Consider the following 17,573-nt stretch of genomic DNA (forward strand, 5'->3'; position numbering starts at 1 on the left):
GAATGCCTGTTGTTCAATGGCTGGCTAAAATCTGGAGCATATTATCGCCCGTACTCAGCGCTTCCTCCCCGTGGCTCAGGTTAAAAAGTTAGGCGTAGTTGTCGCTACGGCTTTGCTGCTTGCCAGCTGTGCTTCTAAACCGCCGGTTTCTCTGGTGACGCCGCTTCCCGGCGTGCAGCCAAAGCCCAACACCCAACAAAATAACCAACCAATGCGCGGGGTGTGGCTGGCAACGGTTTCGCGCCTGGACTGGCCGCCGGTGGCTTCGGTTAACCTTAGTAACACCGCCCGTATCAGCCAGCAGCGGCAAGCGCTAACGGACAAGCTGGATAAGCTGAGAACGCTTGGGATCAATACCGTTTTCTTCCAGATAAAGCCCGATGGAACCGCGCTTTGGCCGTCAAAAATTTTGCCCTGGTCAGATATGCTGACCGGCAAGATTGGCGAAGATCCTGGTTACGATCCGCTCCAGTTCATGCTGGATGAGGCCCACAAACGCGGGATGAAAGTCCACGCCTGGCTGAATCCGTATCGCGTTTCAACCAATACCACATCGGGGACGGTATCAGCGCTTAACCGCACGTTGTCGATGCAGCCCGCCAGCGTGTTTGTATTGCATCGTGACTGGATACGCACTTCCGGCGACCGGTTCGTGCTCGATCCCGGCATTCCAGAAGCCAGAGACTGGATAACCAGCATCGTCGCAGAAGTGGTTTCGCATTACGCGGTCGATGGCGTGCAGTTTGATGACTATTTCTATACCGAATCACCAGGATCGGCGCTTAACGATAATCAGACCTTCCGCACATATGGCGCGGGCTATGCGTCAAAAGCAGACTGGCGGCGGCACAACACCCAGCTGCTTATCGAACAGGTTTCCCGCACCATCAAACAGCTAAAACCCGGCGTTGAATTTGGCGTAAGCCCCGCCGGCGTCTGGCGCAATATTTCCCACGACCCGGCGGGCTCCGAGACTCGCGGCGCGGCGGCTTATGATGAATCCTTCGCCGATACCCGCCGCTGGGTGCAGATGGGGCTCCTGGACTACATTGCGCCGCAAATCTACTGGCCGTTCTCCCGCAGCGCTGCTCGTTACGATGTGCTGGCAAACTGGTGGGCAAATGTAGTGAAGCCTACGCATACCCGGCTGTATATCGGCGTGGCGCTGTACAAGGTAGGTGAGCCTTCGAAGAATGAACCAGATTGGACGGTGAACGGCGGCGTGCCGGAGTTGAAAAAGCAGCTCGATTTAAACGAGTCCGTGCCCCAAATTAACGGCACCATCCTGTTCAGAGAGAACTATCTTAATCAGCCTCAGACGCAGCAGGCGGTGAATTACATCAGAAGCCGCTGGGGAGAATAAATAAACAAAAAAGCCAGGCCGCCCTTCCCTGAGCGTGCCTGGCTGCTGGCCTAGCCGCCAGCAAGTTCGTCGTAGAGGTCGCGCAGCCGCATGCGCAGATAGAGAACGGTTTTGTGCTTGCGGGAAAGCAGAGCCTGGACGCTATCCCCGGTTTCTTCCGCCAGCTCTTTAAAGCTGTAGCCCTGCAATTCCGTTTTTTCGAACACCTCACGCTGCGCTGCGGGTAATTCAGACAGCGCGGCGTTTAGCTCTTCCCACAGAAGTTGTTTGAGATATTCATCCTCCGGCGTTTGCGGCACGCCAAAGAGCGTTTCGGCCAGTTCGTCTTCGGGGTAATCATCGCCTTCGTCGCCGCCGCCAAAATAAGCGGTTAGCGGCAGTTCTCGCTTTTTACGCGCCCGGTCAGTCATTTCGTTGCGGGCGGCGCGGAACAGCCAGGCAGCGACATTCTCCACCGGCTGGTCCACCCTCATGAGTTGATAGCTTATTTCCTGAAGGATATCGTCGGCATCTTCCCGTACCGCGGTGCGACCGCGAATAAAGGCTTTAAGCCGCGTCCGACAACCGTTAAGCGCGGAGGCAAGCAGCGAGTCTCCAGCCGTTGCGGCTTTCATGGGTTTCACTCAGCATCCGGTTTTTTCGGAGCGTTCTCGTCCGCTGGCTTCTGCGGGTGCTCCCCGGCAGCCTCATCGCGGCGAGTATGCCAGCCGCAGCGGTCACGCTGCCCGAAGCCGAAACGCTCGCGGCGATGCTGCATAAATTCTTCGCGCTGCTCCGGCGTCATCTGCATCCAACGCTCGTGCATTCGGCGGTGTGCTTTCCCCCACATGCCGGGGCGAAAACCGAGGCCACCAAACAGAATGCGGCACAGCGCAAGCAGGCCTAAAGACTGCCAGAAGCCGATGGTTTTAACGCCCAGCAGCTCCGGCAGTAGTGCATTCCAAAGCGTCATGACGACCAGGCCGAGCACAACAACCAGCGCGGCGCAAAGCAGAAGCGGTTTACCCATACGCGTGTGGCAGGATCCGCGACGGCGGTGATGGTGGTCCCGGTGCATATCAAAATCTCTCATCGTTATTACCTCATTACAGTAGCTGATTATCACTTGTGATGAGGTAGACGATTGGGCAACGGAAATATTGCTGAAAAAATAAAAATTTTTATTCAGCGGTCAGGACAGCGCTCCCGGCGGGTTAAGCATATCCTCCCCCATCTTACTCAAAGCTATAAAAGGGCTTTCCCCTTTTTGCAACCTGGCCAACGCATACATGGCGCGGGCGGTTCTGCCGTTTCCATCGCCAAACGGGTGATAGCGCACAATAGTTGTATAAAGCGCATCGGCAAGATTCATCCCACCGGTGAAGCTTCTGGTTTCGAGCCGGTTTAACATTTTTAAGAATCCGGAGCGCGCAATATCCGACCCCATAAATATGGGATCGCTGCTGGAGCGAAAAGCTCTGAAAGTATGGCCCTCAATCGGCTGGTAAACGGCGTTATGGAGGCTTTCGATGGTGCTGATATCCAGCAAATCCGCAGAATGGTGGCTTATCAGCGCGGTTTTAATTCTGTTTTTCAATTCGGCGCTCTGTGCCAACGTTTTGGCCGAGCGGCTTTTAGATGCTATCCAGTCAGTTGCCACGTCAACAGGCTTGCCCAACCACTTTTGCCGGGGAATGATCGGTGGGTTGTCCAGCAGCCTATGAACATGAGTATTTGTATTGACCAGACGAGTATAATCAGAGTTCAGCCTCCTTTGAGCACTGGCCTGCTCGACGGCATATGTTCCCCAGGCCAGCCGTTTTTTTTGTAATCCTTCGTAGTCCAGCATCAGATTGTTGCGTATTGACTGCTCCACGACTTTCCGGCTCGTCAGCTGTGCCAGTCTCCGTGCACGCTCCCCATCCTGAAGCGTAGTGACTAACTGCTTTACCTTGCGGCCGTCGGGCAGTCGATTCCAGTTCATCTCGCTCAGCACGACAGGCAAAACCCGGCGTGAGGTGGCTCTTGCGCTGCGGTAGAACTGGATGGACTGATTAACGTTCTTTATCATAAACGTTCTTTTAGCGCTTTGCCGAAGCAGCGGCAAAGCGCCGGTTACCAGGTCTACACTTGCCATCACGCCCGCGAGAGTGGCATCGGTCCGGAAGGATTGAGCCTGGTCAGGCCGTTCGGATAGATGGGACTGTAATGCGCTGGTGCCTACGTAGAGAGCATTCAGCGTCAGAGAGGTCATAAACAGGCTAAAACGTGCCAGCACCGAGCCGGTACCGGGTATAAATGTCGATAGTGCCATGGAACTGATGCCAAAAACCCTTTTAGCTGCTTCCAGTATTTGAGTGGTAATATGCTCAGAATAGCTGAAAACTGAGGTATCGATGTCCGACTCAATCCTGGTCATCAGGCCGTCGAACAGTTTGCTGACCAGGACATCCCTGCTGCTGCAGTCGGCAAAGGTAAATGGGCGATCGATTACTTTATTGATGAACTTAGGCCCTGAATAGATACCCGGCGTCATTAAGTTATTGGTCAGGTACCGAAACGCACGCTCGTCATTTTCATGTTCCATGGCATGCCAGGCAGGAATTTTACTCAACACCCACTCTTTGAATCTGGCGTTTTGTGGAAATGCCGTCAGCATTTCAACTTTCGTTACTGTTTCCCAGTATTCATGCGGATAACTGCCGAAATGAAAAAAGATATCTTCATCCACGCAAAACAGGACACCGCCACTCGGCCCTGCGGGAATTAAAAACACGCCATTTAACACCGTGCCCCGGAATAACACCGTCCTGGCATTTATTTTACCTTCAAGGAAAGCTTTCACCTCCCGCCAGTAGATCGGTACCTGATGAGGGCGACTGAGGTAATCGAGGCAGCGCAGAGTGATCATTTCATTATAAAAGGACTTCATACTGACTACATTAGCGGGGTTATTCCGGTAGGCCTGAAGCTCCTCTTCCATTCGTGATTGCAGATTTACTGAGGCCAGGTCATCCACCAGCGACTGGTGATCCATTCCCGTTATTTCATATTCACGCCTGACGGGGTCTCTCATCTGGTTGCTTTCGTACAAATAATGACCTGTGACAATTTCTGTCAAGGTGAAGAATCGTTTGACGGGCACCGGCCCCGCATGACCATTCGCATTCATGTTGGGGTGAACTTTGGGATAATAAGTCACCCAAATGTAGCTGTCCGGCAGTAAATTCATCACCGTCCCGCTGCGTTGTTCATAATTTCTGATCCCCGTTCGGATGTAATCTTCAATATAAGATTCTGGGTTCAGGATAGGATGGTACAACTGTGCCACCTGCTCCAAAGCCACCTCGCTGAGGTTTTGAAATGCCAGATCGGAGATACTGTGCTCACCGTTAATTGTCGCTACAATATTTACCGTCTCATCGGCCGCTAGCCTAAAACTACGGCGATAACGGTCGACAATCGATTTACTGAAGTCGTTAATCTGCCCGTCAGCAAGCGCCAATAGTCCGGCCTGAATTTTGCTATTGAGGCTGCTATACACGCTCATGCCTGGAGCACTTCTTGCGTCATTAACGAATGCGTCAAACAGTTCCATCGTTTTAAGTAATTGCCGGATCTCTCGCGTTTTGCCTGGTGGAACCTCCAGAACCTCACTTTCCCGTTTTGCTCTTGTGAAAATACGCTGATACTCGGTGCGAATCGCCCTGCCCATATCCTCGTTATGCAGTACTTCTTCAATCTGAAACGCCAGCCCCTCTTCTTCGGTCTCGCTTTCATCCTCCGCGCTTCTTCTTTCCCGGGAAGCGACATGAATGGACTCCACGGCAGGCTTGCTGACAAACTGCGGCGAATCAAAAACAAACTCAAGACTGTCCACCTCAAGTTCAGAGATTAGCTGATGTATCCTCCGCAGATCATCAACGCTGGTCCGGGGAGTCGCTACCCGGCGATAAAGCAAAACACCGCCCACGGACATAGCCGCGACGCCGAGCAGCAGCGGCGTTTTCTGCTGCCATAGCGCCCCAAAGTCTGAGGCAGCAATTTCATCTTGCCTGGCACTCCATAAAGCATAACCGACGGCAGCGAGGCCCAGGGCTTCCAGGCTAACGCAGGCCGCCACTTGCCCCCACCCGCTGTCCAGCTGCGGATCGTAATTGCGTGGCGGAGCAATACTTGCGGCCTCGGCTCCGGGCAATAGCCCCCATGGCTGCTGTACCAGAGAATCACAGGCTGAAACTATGGCGTCCGCCAGCCATGCCTCCACCTGCCGGGATAGCCTTTCACGCACCTCGCGCACGCTGGTATTGTCGCTGTTGGCGAGCGAGTTTAGCCATTGGCTGCCCCACTCAATCCAGCTCCCGGCGGCAGGGCGTTCGCCCAATGTTTTGCCGACTTCTCTCAGCGCCGGTAGCAGAGGAAGCATATCGACCAGTTTCTCCAGCTGCGGGTAATAACGCACCAGCTGGCAATCTTTAATCTGGCGCGCCAGCAGCCGCAGGCGATCCTCAGTCTCTTGCGGGTATTGGCTATTGAAAGCCTGAAAAATCTGGCAGGCCAATCGGGCGTTCAGATATTGGGCGTAAGCAAAGTGAAGCGCGGGGGCCTGCTCTTGAGCCTGAGTCACAAACCATTGCAGCGTCTGCTCCCAGTTAAGGTGGTTTTGTAACGCCTCCGCATATTGCACGGTGGCGGCGGCAAGCGGGTCGCCCATGAGCTGTTCTATCAGGTACGGTTTCGCTACCGTCATGAAACCAGATGCCATCCGCTGGAGCAGGCTGGTCCAGCTTTCATCGGCGGAGGTTTCGCGATAGAAGGTTTCCAGCGCCTGAGCGGCATGAGTCGGCAGCCAACGGCCCACAGCCCAGAGACCAATTCCGGGAGCGGCAGCCCTGGCAACATCTCGCATCAATAACGCCCAGCTCTCCGGGGTGGAGTTAAGCGTGAGCAGGCGGTTCAGCAGAGTTAGCACTTGCGAATCGATATCGAGAGCGCGCTGAAACTGCCGTAGCCACGGCAACGCTGGTCTCTCCTGATTAATGATGTTGAGCAGCCATATTGCCTGCTCGCCTGAGCAGCTCTTTGCCGGAAAACCGCCCAACAAGGAGGTAAACTTGAATACGGCGAGCAACGAATCGGCCTGGACTGAACCGCCTAATAACGATACCAGCTGTGGGCGCAGGAGTTCATCCATCCCGGGTCGGGCCAGGATTTGGCTTAGCCACCCCAGACGTTGGCTAAGAGACCCTGCTGCGGGATAAGGCTCAGCGGCTAGCGTTTGCCTCAGCGCCTGACCCAACTGCAATAATGAGGCGTCAAGCTGCTGTACCAGCTGCGGGTTGCCCATCACAATGTCCAGATAATCCGCCAGATTTGCCCCCGGAGGTAGTTTTTGCCACAGCACTACCTGGCTTAATATCTGCCGCAGCACATCGACCGATTGGGCGATGCCGCCAAAATAATCCTGATGCAGCAGCGGGTCCGCCAGCAGCTTTTGTATTGCTGACATCAGTTCCAGAGCCTTACCTGGCAGCGAGGGCTGATTTTGAATCTGTTCAAGCGCCATCCACCGTTGGCTCACGCTTTTTAGCCACGGCCTTGCCGCCTCAAGCCAGGCTCTCAATCCGCGGGCTTCCTCGGGTGTTACGCCGTTAGCGCTCACCAGCAGCTTATCCAGCCTGTCCAGTAGCATCTCCAGCTCTTCCAGCCTGCGTTGCAGGGTGTAATTACCCTTCCATATTTCGATAAGTTCTTCGTAGCACGCCTTAAAGATGCCAAGCTGCGGCAGCGGACTGGCTTCAATAAACAGGTGTTCGAGTACCCGCTGAAGGACGTTGTTTGCCATCGCGGACATAATCCCGCATGGGGTGATACCGGGAAGAGGTTCGGGTGGGGTTGCCCCACCCACAGGAGAAAAATCTACAGATCCCAGAGGCGACAACGCGGAATGTACAGCAGGTATTTCAGTGGAAGGGCCGGAATACCGGGGGGGAAAGTGTACTAACCTCGCTGAAATCATCAGATTTACTCCCTTAATATTTGATGATTTTAACACCAAATGCCGGGGACTTTTTTCTACAGCCCCGCTTCACATGCCAGGAGGTGAACCAACTCCCTTGCCGGCATTTCCCTGATTAAGTTAATTCCTTGTCCCGCCCAGTGAGCGCCGTAGCCCTGATGACCTACTGCTTTCGCAGCGTTTGCCAGCGCCTTTCCCAGATCGTAGGCAACGGGATAAGCAGGTATCGAGTGCGGGGAAAAGGTACGGCCATGGCGGCAAAAATCGTTATCGAGGCTCCTGGCCGCACGGCCTGAAATGGCGCGGGTCATAAAGGTTTGATGCTCGCGGCTGGACTTTATTACGCTCCGGTAGCCATCATCGGCGGCGGACTCCGGGCAAAGCAGGAAAGCGGTTCCCATCTGCACGCCGTCCGCACCTATAGCCATCATGGCCCGAATGCCTGAACCGTCCATAATTCCACCCGCTGCAATAATCGGCACCGAGAGCCGGCTCTTAAGTAACTGTACCAGCGCGAAGGTGCTTAACCTGGCATCCAGAGCCGTTTCGTCAAACATGCCGCGATGACCGCCTGCCTCATAGCCCTGGGCAATAACAATATCGACGCCGCTTGCCACAATCAGTAATGCTTCTTCAAGGTTGGTTGCGCTTGCCATCGTCACGATTTTTTTAGCGCGTAAAGCCTGAATAACGTGGCTTTCCGGCAGGCCAAAATGAAAACTAACCACCGCTGGCGCGGTATCGAGCAGCATCTCAAGCATCTCGTCATGCCCGATAAAGCTCTGATAGATTTCCGCCAATTTTACAGGCGGAATGCCGCCAAACGAGGTAAAAAGCGGGCGAAGCAGCTCAATCCATTCCTTTTCTAACGCCTCGTCCCGTGGTGCTGCAGCGTGGCAAAACAGATTGACGTTGAATGGCCGGGAAGTCAGTTCACGGGTTTTTATGATTGCCGCCCTCGCCTGAGCCACGCTACTGGCTCCTGCGCCAAGCGATCCAAGCCCTCCCGCATTGCTTACCGCTGCCGCAAGTTCGGGGGTTGAGACTCCGGCCATAGGAGCCTGGATGATGGGGAAGTCGATAGCGAGTTCTTGCGTAACGCTGCGGGTCATGGCGGTTCCTGGGAAAAAATTGATGACTAAACATCTTATTGTGAGATGTTAATATCAAGATCATTTTCATATTGAGAATTAAAAGTATGAACCACACCACATTGCAGATTTTTCAAACCGTAGCCGAAGAGCAGAGCGTAACAAAGGCGGCGAAAAGACTGGGGCGCGTGCAATCGAATATCACTACCCGCATTCGCCAGCTTGAAGAGGAGCTTGGGGTGACGCTGTTTGTCAGGGACAGCAAAAAAATGACGCTCTCAGCGGAGGGGGCAAGCTTTCTCTCCTACGCACAAAAAATATTGAGTCTCGCGGAAGAAGCCCGCCAGGCGCTACATCCGGCCAAACCTGCCGGAACCCTGAATGTAGGCGCGATGGAAGCTACCGCCGCGAGCCGCCTGATGCCGATACTCCAGCAGTTTCATCGCCACTACCCCGACGTCGCCGTGACGCTAAAAACGATGCCGACCGGACAACTACTGGCAGGAGTTCGTAACGCTACGCTGGACTGCGCCCTGGTAAGCTTACCGCCAAACGCCAGCGGGGAACCGGAATGTCCAACGGATATTGAGTGCGTTAACGTTTTTACCGAGCGCCTGGTATTGCTCACACCGCGTCAGATGATGGCAGGCGGTGAAGCAAAAATTCGTTTCGCCGCATTCCCTAAAGGCTGTTCATACCGCGCCAGAGGTGAAGCGCTGCTAAACAGTCTGAGCGAAGGCGGTAAAACCGTTGAAGTCCAGGAGGTTGGCTCCTATCACTCGATGATCGCCTGCGTGGCCTCCGGCGGTTACAGCTGCCTGCTGCCGGAAAGCGTTGCTGCTACGCTAACGCTTCCGCAGGAAAGCCAGCTTCAGTTCGTCGATGACGCCCTCACCCAGCTGGTCTGGCGCAGGGGTTATGCCTCACCGGCGCTGGGTGAAATGCAAAAGATTTTAGCTACGGCCAGCAATCTTTGAACTTCCTGCCACCGCCGAATGAGCAATGACTGAACCAACAGCGGATTACTGACGTCAGTCATCAGGGAAAAAAGTACGTCGAAATATTTTTGTCATATTGAGTATCCAGGGGCGATCCATTAAAAAGCTATTGATAACGTAGCTTTAATATTTGGTAGAAAACCTATTAACAATGCCTGGTGATTTGTAGAGTAAAAATTTAGGGATTGTTGAGTTCCGGCTCATTTTAAGACCGGTTGAAATTAATGATAAATGGCAAGGGTAAGGACATAAGATGAAGAAAAGTTTGTTATGTGGCGCAATAGCGCTGGTGCTGGTAAGCCTCACAGGCTGTGCTAATCAACAGCAGGCGGCGGACCAAAAACTGGCCAGCCAGACGGTGATGGCGGTTGACTGGTTCCAGCAGTCCGGCGAGTACCGCGCGCTGGCTTACCAGTCGTTTAACAGCGCCCGCGCTTCGTGGGATCTGTCTGCCAAACAGGGCGGTGCTAAACGTGCGGTTATCGTCGACCTCGACGAAACCCTGATGGATAACAGCGCCTACAGCGCCTGGCAGGCCAAAAATAATAAGGCCTTCGATGATAAAACCTGGTCCCAGTGGGTTCAGGCTCACCAGGCGCTGGCCGTGCCGGGTGCGGTGGATTTTGCTAACTACGTTAACAGCCACGGCGGCACCATGTTCTACGTGTCAAACCGCGACAGCAAAGACTTCGACGCCACCGTTGCCAATATGAAAGCGCTCGGCTTTACCGGCGTGAGCGACAAAACCGTGCGCCTGAAAACCGACAGCTCCAACAAACAGGCCCGTTTCGACGCGATTAAAGCCGAAGGCTACAACGTAGTCATGTATATCGGCGACAACCTGAACGACTTCGGCAAGGCAACTTATCATAAAGATCAGAGCCAGCGTCAGCAGTTCGCCAGTGACAACCGCAACAAGTTCGGCACCCAGTTTATCGTGCTGCCGAACCCAATGTACGGCGACTGGGAAGGCGCTCTGGCCCCAAACTACTTCAAGCTGAACACCGAACAGCAGGCTCAAGCTCGTGAAAACGCGCTGCGCGCCTGGTCCGGCAAATAAGGCTGCCGACGCCAGCATAGTAAAGGCCGATGGGAAACCATCGGCCTTAGTTTTATCGAACGTTCAGCTCATTAACGACGTCCAGAACACTTTTGATTTCTCTGATACTGCCGATTCCGGTGCCAAGGGCGATATAGCCCTCATCCGTGTTGCCTTCCAGCATCCCAATACGCAAGCCGCGCAACCCGCCCATCTGCTTAGCAATCTCCTCTTTGCTGGCCCCGTCTTTATCCATCGTCACCAGCTTATCGGCCAGCTTGCCGGGCAACGAGCGGTAGTAATCCGGCACGGTGCGAAACAGCTGCATATCCAGGCCGTTGGCGGCGATGATTTTCTCTTTCACTGAAAGCGGTACGCGGCTTTCAACCGTGCTGATAAAAACCGAACCAGCAAATACGCCTTGTGCGCCAAGCGCGTGGGCGGCCAGGGCTGTTCGGCTATCGGTAATACCGCCGGCCGCCAGCACCGGGATATTTGTTGCGGCGTCTGCAATCAGCGGCACGATGGAAAAAGTTCCCAAAGCAGTGGCCGGTAAGGTGCCACCTTCATCAAAACCCGTTGCAACAATGATGTCCGCGCCTGCGGCTTCCGCGCGCCGGGTATTTTCCGGGGTTGGGTTGATATCCCGATAGATGATCTTAATTCCGGCGTCTTTGAGCTCATTAAACAGCTCTGGTTTCAGAGAACCGTCTCCATAGCCGGTATAAACCACGGCGTGGACGCCCTCTTCTTTTATGACGTTAACAATGGGCGCCGTCCAGATGTCATTTTCAGGCATTGGGATAAGGTTAACGCCGAAAGGCTTCTCGGTTAGCTTTTGGGTTTTGCGAATTTCTTCGCGCAGTTTTTCGGCCGTTTCTTCCGGCGTAGAGACGGCGGTTTCAGCCGTTAATCCCGCGTTTGGCCCCAGCACGCCGAGACCACCAGCGTTGCTCACCGCCGCCACCAGTCGGGCATCGGTTAACCAGGAAAGCGGGCCCTGAATAACGGATTTTTCGATACCAAGAATTTCGCTGACAGTTAGTTTATTCATCTCGTATTTCCTCCGAAGTATTAGCTTCCGGCCACTGTGAGCCGGGAATGGAGGAAGTGTAATAACCGCTATTGTTTAGAAAAATAGCCAAAGTTATTCATCACTGTTATTAAATAAGTAATAATTGGCGTAATCTTCACCAGCAAGTTCCACTAAAAAAGAAGCGCTTATGCAAATAAACTTATTTGAATCCATCAGGATTTTTATAGAGATAGTCGAATCTGGTAGCTTCTCCCAGGCCTCTGAAAATCTTCAAATTCACCGTCCGGCGGTGACCAAAGCACTGCAACAGCTGGAGCAACACTGCGGCGTGCGCCTGATGCAGCGCACAACGCGACGAATAAACCTGACGCCCGAAGGGGAAGAGTTTTACCGCAATAGCAAACCATTGCTGTCGCAGGCGGATGATTTAATCGGGTCTTTTGCGCCCAATCGCCCTCTGCGCGGGCAGTTGAGGGTTGATATGCCGGTGGCCTTTGCCGCGCTTTGGGTTGTGCCTCATCTGCCCGAGTTTTACCAGGATCATCCTGAGATTGAAATTATCCTCAGCGGCTCTGACCGCAGAAAGGATATGTTGCACGACGGGCTGGATTGCGTATTGCGGATGGGCGAGCTGGAGGACGGAGATTATGTTGCCCGGAATCTCGGCAGTATTAAAATGGCAACCTGCGCCAGCCCAGCTTATCTTGAAGCGCACGGTGCACCCGAAACACTTAGTGATTTACGGGATCATCGGGCCGTGAACTGGATCAACAGCAGCAGTCGACAGGTTATGCCGTGGACATTTCAAGCGGCGGACGGGCCGGAAGAAATTTATCTCCCCGGTAAGCTGGTGCTGGATAACTCCGAAGCCTATATCGCCGCTGCTGTCGCCGGGTTGGGGCTGGTACAAGGAATGCATTTCTACTTAAAGCCCCATATCGAAAACGGCAGCCTGGTCGAGGTTTTGCCCGGCAACCCGGCTCCGCCGCGCAGGCTATCCCTGCTCTATCCGCACCGCCATATTTCGTACAAAGTTCGCGTATTTTCTGAATGGCTGGAGAAATTGCTCCTTGCTTTGCGCTGAACCCACTTTTTCCTACCGGAGCCTTGTTTCACACTTAAACCCCTTGCCTAAACAATAAGTCCAGATATAGATTAATAGTCCAATTCTGGTAAAAGGCTGAGAGGCAACCATGGCTCCCGATATCACTTTGCGCAATATCGAAAATTCTCCCGCGCCCGTGGGGCATTATTCTCATACCACGGCAGCCGGGGGCTTTGTCTTTATTTCCGGGCAACTGCCGGTGACGGCTGAAGGTGAGCCGCAGTGCGATGCTCCATTTAAGCAACAAGCCGCGCTGGTGCTGCAAAATATAGAAGCTTGTCTGGCCTGCGCCGGAGTGACAAAACGGCATCTGGTTTCGGTTCGCGTCTATATCACGGACATCAGCCTTTGGCCGTTATTTAACCAAATCTATGCGCAATGGATTGGCGAACATCGCCCTTCCCGCGCGATGGCGGGCGTTGCGCAGCTACATTATGGGGCGGCTATTGAGGTTGAAGCAGTCGCGCTCGGTGAATAAATCAATCTTTTGAAGGTAGCATGATGAAATTAGTTCTTCCTGTTTATGCGGACGTAGTGGCGGCGGCCGGGCGCATTGAAGGCCATGCAAACCGCACTCCTGTAATGACTTCCCGAACCGTGAATGAAGAGTTCGGCGCAGAGGTGTTTTTCAAATGTGAAAACTATCAGCGCATGGGCGCGTTTAAATTCCGTGGGGCAATGAACGCCCTCGCCCAATTTACGCCGGAGCAAAAAGCCGCTGGCGTGGTGGCGTTTTCGTCCGGCAACCACGCGCAGGCCATTGCGCTCTCGGCAAGGCTGCTCGGTATTCCTGCTACTATCGTGATGCCGGAAGATGCCCCGGCGGCGAAAATCGCCGCGACGAAGGAGTATGGCGGAAAAGTCATTCTGTATAACCGCTATACCGAAGATCGGCAGCAGATTGGCGACGATCTTGCGCAAAAACACGGCATGACGCTGATTCCGCCATACGACCACCCGCACGTTATCGCGGGCCAGGGCACTGCCGCTAAAGAATTGTTTGAAGAAGTTGGCGACCTGGACGCGCTATTTGTCTGCCTCGGCGGCGGCGGTCTTATCTCCGGCTGTGCGCTGGCGGCGCGCCATCTGTCGCCGAATTGCAAAGTCTATGGCGTGGAGCCTGAAGCGGGCAATGACGCCCAGCAGTCGTTCCGCTCCGGAAAAATCGTGCGCATCGACACCCCGAAAACCATTGCCGACGGCGCACAAACCACGTTTCTGGGCAATTATACTTTTGAGCTTATCCGCCAGAACGTGGACGACATTTTCACCGCCAGCGACGCGGAACTCGTTCAGTCGATGAAATTCTTTGCCGAACGTATGAAAATGGTGGTTGAGCCAACCGGCTGCCTCGGCTTTGCCGCCGCACGCGGGCTTAAAGATGAACTGCGCGGAAAGAAAATCGGCATTATCATCAGCGGCGGCAACGTCGACATTGGCCGCTACGGTGAATTCCTCACCCAGGCCAGCCAGCTTTAACCCCAAGGAGAGAAAAGTGCCAAAATCCCAAACCAGCCCCCTGCTCAGCCAGCTCGATGCCATCGCCCAGGGCGTGAGTGAGACTTTCGCGCCGTTTTGTGAGGTTGTGGTTCACGATCTTGGCAATCCTGAGCACTCTATTCTCTCCATACACAACAATCTTTCTGGCCGCAAAGTGGGCGATGCCGCCACGGAGATGGGGCTGGCGCGCATCGCCTCACCCGAGTTTCCAAACGTTATCGCCAACTATGCCAACCAGTTTGCGGACGGACGTCCGGTAAAAAGCACCTCCATCGGGTTAAAAGATGAGGCCGGGAACTACGTCGCCGCGCTTTGCCTGAATGTGGACATGACGCTGTTCCGGGGCATGCAAAGCGCCCTGGCCCGCTTTACCGAAACCGGCAACAGCCCGGTAGAAGAGCATATGGAGCCTGCCGGAGCGGAAGCCATCAGACAGCGCATCGACAGCTACGCTGCGCGCCTGGCAAGCACGCCAAGGGCGCTGAAAACGCCTGAAAGAATTGAGCTGTTGCAGGTGCTTAAAAAAGAAGGATTACTGGAGATCCGCAAATCAATGGAAACCGTTGCCCAGCACCTCGGCGTGTCCCGGGCTTCGGTTTACCTGTATGCGAAACAGCTGCCTTCTGCGGAGAATAGCGCGGAGGGCAAAGAGTAATTTATGGTTAAGGAACATGTGGGGCTACCGTTTTAGCCCTCAGTTGGAAAACGCGCTCTATAAATCTCCCTCAGCCAGTCGATGAACACGCGTACGCGCGGAGAAAGCTGGCGATTTTGGGTATATAGCGCCGAAACGGTGATTTTCGGGCTTTGCCAGTCGCCCAACACTTCCACCAGGCTTCCCTCGCTTAACGCCTGCTCTACGTGGTAGCGAGGTAGTTGCACCAGCCCGCAGCCGCGCAATGCGCAGATAACGTAATTTTCCGCTTCGTTGACCGTCACCCAGCCTTTTGGCGAGTAGGCGCGTTTCTGGTTATTCACTATCAGCTCGATGGGATAGTTGATTCCGCCGGTGGTCGAGAAAAAGTTAACGCACTGGTGGAATTCCAGCTCGTCCGGGTGAACAGGAGCGCCGAAAGCGGCAAGATAATCCGGGCTGGCGCAGATTATCTGCGGGAGATCGGCGAGATGGCGCGCCACCAGAGAGGAGTCCTGCAATTTACCGGCCCGCACCACGCAGTCTATCCCCTCCCGCACCAGATCAACCAGCCTGTCGCCGCTGCTGATAATCAGCTCGATATCCGGGTAGCGGCGATGAAATTCATCCAGCTTCGGCAGGACTATTTGTGATGCATGCGTACCTTGTAAGTCAACCCGCAGAATACCGCGTGGTTTAGCCACAACCGGGCGCAGCGCCGCCTCCGCCTCGTTGAGTTCAGCAAGGATATATACGCAGCGCTGATAATAGGCTTTGCCGTCCTGCGAGGGACGAACATGGCGCGTAGTCCTTTCCAGCAGGCGGCAGCCGAGTCCATTTTCCAGCTCTTTTATCGCATTGCTTGCCGTCGCTCTTGGAATACCAAGCTGGTCGGCGGCCTGGCTGAAGCTGCCCAGCTCCACAATGCGGGTGAACAGTTGCAGGGTGTCGAATTTATCCATGCGCTGTTATTAACTAAATTGGAATTATCATATCAAATTAGCACCATTTATCCCGTAATCAAAAACATTAACAATGGCTCCCACGCACCCATCCCGGGTGAATCTTGAACCCTATCTGGAGAGCATGATGACAACAACAAACAAAACAGCCCTGGTCACCGGCGCATCACGCGGTATTGGCCGTGCTATTGCTGAACGACTGGCGCGCGACGGTTTTACCGTTATCGTCAACTATGCGGGCAACAAGGCCAGCGCCGACGAAACGGTACAGTCAATCCAGTCTCATGGCGGCGAGGCGATAGCCATTCAGGCCGATGTCTCTTCTGAAGCCGACGTTTCTCGCCTGTTTGCCGAGGCGAAAGCTGTTAATGGCCGCCTGGACGTAGTGGTTCACAGCGCGGGCGTGATGCCGATGGTAAAAATTACCCCGGCGGGCCTGGCCGATTTTGACAAGGTGATAAATACCAACCTGCGCGGCGCATTTATGGTGCTGGCTAATGCCGCAGAATCCCTTGCCGATGGAGGCCGCATAATCGCTCTTTCTACCAGCGTGATTGCTAAATCCTTCCCTGCTTACGGCCCTTATATCGCCTCAAAAGCCGGCGTTGAAGGCCTGGTACATGTTCTGGCCAACGAACTGCGTGGCCGCAATATCACCGTCAACGCCGTCGCTCCGGGGCCAACCGGCACCGAACTGTTCTTAAACGGTAAAACGCCGGAACAGATCCAGGCGATTGCCAGCCTGGCCCCGCTCGGGCGCATCGGCGAGCCTGCTGAAATTGCAAGCGTGGTCGCCACGCTTGCAGGCCCGGACGGCAGCTGGGTTAACTCCCAGGTGATCCGCGTAAACGGCGGCTTTGCCTGAGCCTGAATTGAACAGGAGATAACCATGCAACAGATCATTTTGATAACCGGAGCCTCAAGCGGCTTTGGGGCGCTGTCTGCCCGTGCGCTGGCCCATGCCGGTCATATCGTCTACGCCAGCATGCGCGACACTACCGGGCGTAATGCCCCGCAGGTTGAGAGCCTGAATGAATATGCCGAACGGCACGGAGTTGATCTGCGAGCCGTTGAGCTGGACGTACTTTCTCAGGCATCAGCGGACGAAGCCGTGGCGCATATTATTGCCGAACAAGGCAGGCTGGACGTTGTAGTTCATAATGCCGGGCATATGTCCTTCGGCCCGGCAGAAGCTTTCCTGCCGGAACAGTTTAGCCAGTTGTATGACATCAACGTTCTTGGCACTCAGCGGGTAAACCGGGCCGCGCTGCCTCAGCTGCGTAAACAGGGCAACGGCCTGCTGCTGTGGGTAGGAAGTAGCAGCACCAGAGGCGGCACCCCGCCTTATCTGGCACCCTACTTTGCCGCAAAAGCAGCTATGGACGCCGTGGCGGTCAGCTACGCCGCAGAGCTGAGCCGCTGGGGAATTGAAAGCTCGATTCTGGTTCCCGGCGCGTTTACCAAAGGCACCAATCACTTCCTGCACTCCGGCAAACCGGCTGATAGCGAGCGAGAACTGGAGTATACCCGGCAAGGCCCAACCGCCGGACTGGAAGATGAAGCCTTGAAGGGGCTTGCCGCCTGCGAGCCGGAAGATGCTGACGTAGCAGATGTTGCCGCCGCGATGGTTGATATTGTCAATGCGCCTTACGGAAAGCGCCCGTTCCGGGTACACGTTGACCCTTCCGATGACGGTGCCGCGGTAGTCAATGCGGTGGCGGACCGCATTCGCAAAGAGTTTTTACAGCGCATAGGTCTGGGGGATCTGCTGCTAACACATCGGCCAGCTTCTGTTTAAACCATAATCGCGGCCCCACTGTTTAAGACGCCGGGGCCGCATCAAGCGG

The 17,573-nt window shown here is 54.6% G+C and carries 15 protein-coding genes; 9 read left to right on the plus strand and 6 right to left on the minus strand.

Going from position 1 to position 17,573, the window contains the following annotated elements:
- Positions 1-70: 70 nt before the first annotated feature.
- Positions 71-1,363, plus strand: a complete 1,293-nt coding sequence (locus ACG1VR_RS11630) for a glycoside hydrolase family 10 protein (protein WP_395490999.1) — start codon at positions 71-73, stop codon at positions 1,361-1,363.
- 50 nt (positions 1,364-1,413) lie between these two features.
- Here ACG1VR_RS11630 and ACG1VR_RS11635 read toward each other — a convergent pair whose 3' ends face one another.
- From ACG1VR_RS11635 to ACG1VR_RS11650, 4 genes are all read right to left on the minus strand, one after another.
- Positions 1,414-1,977, minus strand: coding sequence for an RNA polymerase sigma factor (locus ACG1VR_RS11635; RefSeq protein WP_395491098.1), 564 nt, complete (start codon positions 1,975-1,977; stop codon positions 1,414-1,416).
- A 5-nt stretch (positions 1,978-1,982) separates the two neighbouring features.
- Complete coding sequence (locus tag ACG1VR_RS11640; RefSeq protein WP_395491000.1) at positions 1,983-2,435, minus strand: hypothetical protein; 453 nt, start codon at positions 2,433-2,435, stop codon at positions 1,983-1,985.
- Between the two features lie 99 nt (positions 2,436-2,534).
- Positions 2,535-7,187 carry a Fic family protein gene (locus ACG1VR_RS11645; protein WP_395491001.1) on the minus strand — a complete coding sequence of 1,551 codons (4,653 nt, stop codon included), beginning with the start codon at positions 7,185-7,187 and terminating at the stop codon, positions 2,535-2,537.
- Between the two features lie 230 nt (positions 7,188-7,417).
- Positions 7,418-8,473, minus strand: coding sequence for an NAD(P)H-dependent flavin oxidoreductase (locus ACG1VR_RS11650; RefSeq protein ID WP_395491002.1), 1,056 nt, complete (start codon positions 8,471-8,473; stop codon positions 7,418-7,420).
- Positions 8,474-8,559: 86 nt separating this feature from the next.
- Between ACG1VR_RS11650 and ACG1VR_RS11655 the strand changes: the two genes are divergently transcribed.
- Positions 8,560-9,429, plus strand: coding sequence for a LysR family transcriptional regulator (locus ACG1VR_RS11655; protein ID WP_395491003.1), 870 nt, complete (start codon positions 8,560-8,562; stop codon positions 9,427-9,429).
- 274 nt (positions 9,430-9,703) lie between these two features.
- A complete protein-coding gene (locus ACG1VR_RS11660; protein ID WP_395491004.1) occupies positions 9,704-10,510 on the plus strand; it encodes a 5'-nucleotidase, lipoprotein e(P4) family in 807 nt (268 codons plus the stop codon).
- Between the two features lie 52 nt (positions 10,511-10,562).
- On the opposite strand, the gene ACG1VR_RS11665 is transcribed toward ACG1VR_RS11660, so the two are convergent.
- Positions 10,563-11,543, minus strand: coding sequence for an NAD(P)H-dependent flavin oxidoreductase (locus tag ACG1VR_RS11665; protein WP_395491005.1), 981 nt, complete (start codon positions 11,541-11,543; stop codon positions 10,563-10,565).
- A gap of 169 nt (positions 11,544-11,712) precedes the next feature.
- Here ACG1VR_RS11665 and ACG1VR_RS11670 point away from each other — a divergent pair, with 169 nt between their 5' ends.
- The 4 genes from ACG1VR_RS11670 (at position 11,713) to ACG1VR_RS11685 (ending at position 14,785) form a co-directional block, all read left to right on the plus strand.
- A complete protein-coding gene (locus ACG1VR_RS11670; RefSeq protein WP_395491006.1) occupies positions 11,713-12,609 on the plus strand; it encodes a LysR family transcriptional regulator in 897 nt (298 codons plus the stop codon).
- A gap of 109 nt (positions 12,610-12,718) precedes the next feature.
- Positions 12,719-13,108, plus strand: a complete 390-nt coding sequence (locus ACG1VR_RS11675; protein WP_395491007.1) for a RidA family protein — start codon at positions 12,719-12,721, stop codon at positions 13,106-13,108.
- Positions 13,109-13,128: 20 nt separating this feature from the next.
- Entirely contained in the window at positions 13,129-14,109 is a 981-nt protein-coding gene (locus tag ACG1VR_RS11680; protein ID WP_395491008.1) for a threo-3-hydroxy-L-aspartate ammonia-lyase, read from the plus strand.
- A gap of 16 nt (positions 14,110-14,125) precedes the next feature.
- Positions 14,126-14,785 carry a transcriptional regulator gene (locus tag ACG1VR_RS11685; protein WP_395491009.1) on the plus strand — a complete coding sequence of 220 codons (660 nt, stop codon included), beginning with the start codon at positions 14,126-14,128 and terminating at the stop codon, positions 14,783-14,785.
- Positions 14,786-14,817: 32 nt separating this feature from the next.
- Here ACG1VR_RS11685 and ACG1VR_RS11690 read toward each other — a convergent pair whose 3' ends face one another.
- Entirely contained in the window at positions 14,818-15,726 is a 909-nt protein-coding gene (locus ACG1VR_RS11690; protein WP_395491010.1) for a LysR family transcriptional regulator, read from the minus strand.
- A gap of 127 nt (positions 15,727-15,853) precedes the next feature.
- On the opposite strand from ACG1VR_RS11690, the gene ACG1VR_RS11695 reads away from it, so the two are divergent.
- Together ACG1VR_RS11695 and ACG1VR_RS11700 are read left to right on the plus strand one after the other, a co-directional pair.
- Complete coding sequence (locus ACG1VR_RS11695; RefSeq protein ID WP_395491099.1) at positions 15,854-16,591, plus strand: SDR family oxidoreductase; 738 nt, start codon at positions 15,854-15,856, stop codon at positions 16,589-16,591.
- Between the two features lie 24 nt (positions 16,592-16,615).
- The gene (locus ACG1VR_RS11700; RefSeq protein WP_395491011.1) at positions 16,616-17,524 is read left to right on the plus strand and encodes an SDR family NAD(P)-dependent oxidoreductase; all 909 of its coding nucleotides are present in this window, start codon (positions 16,616-16,618) and stop codon (positions 17,522-17,524) included.
- Positions 17,525-17,573 lie beyond the last annotated feature (49 nt).

This window comes from Cedecea davisae (genome assembly GCF_044095835.1).
Lineage (GTDB): Bacteria > Pseudomonadota > Gammaproteobacteria > Enterobacterales > Enterobacteriaceae > Cedecea > Cedecea davisae.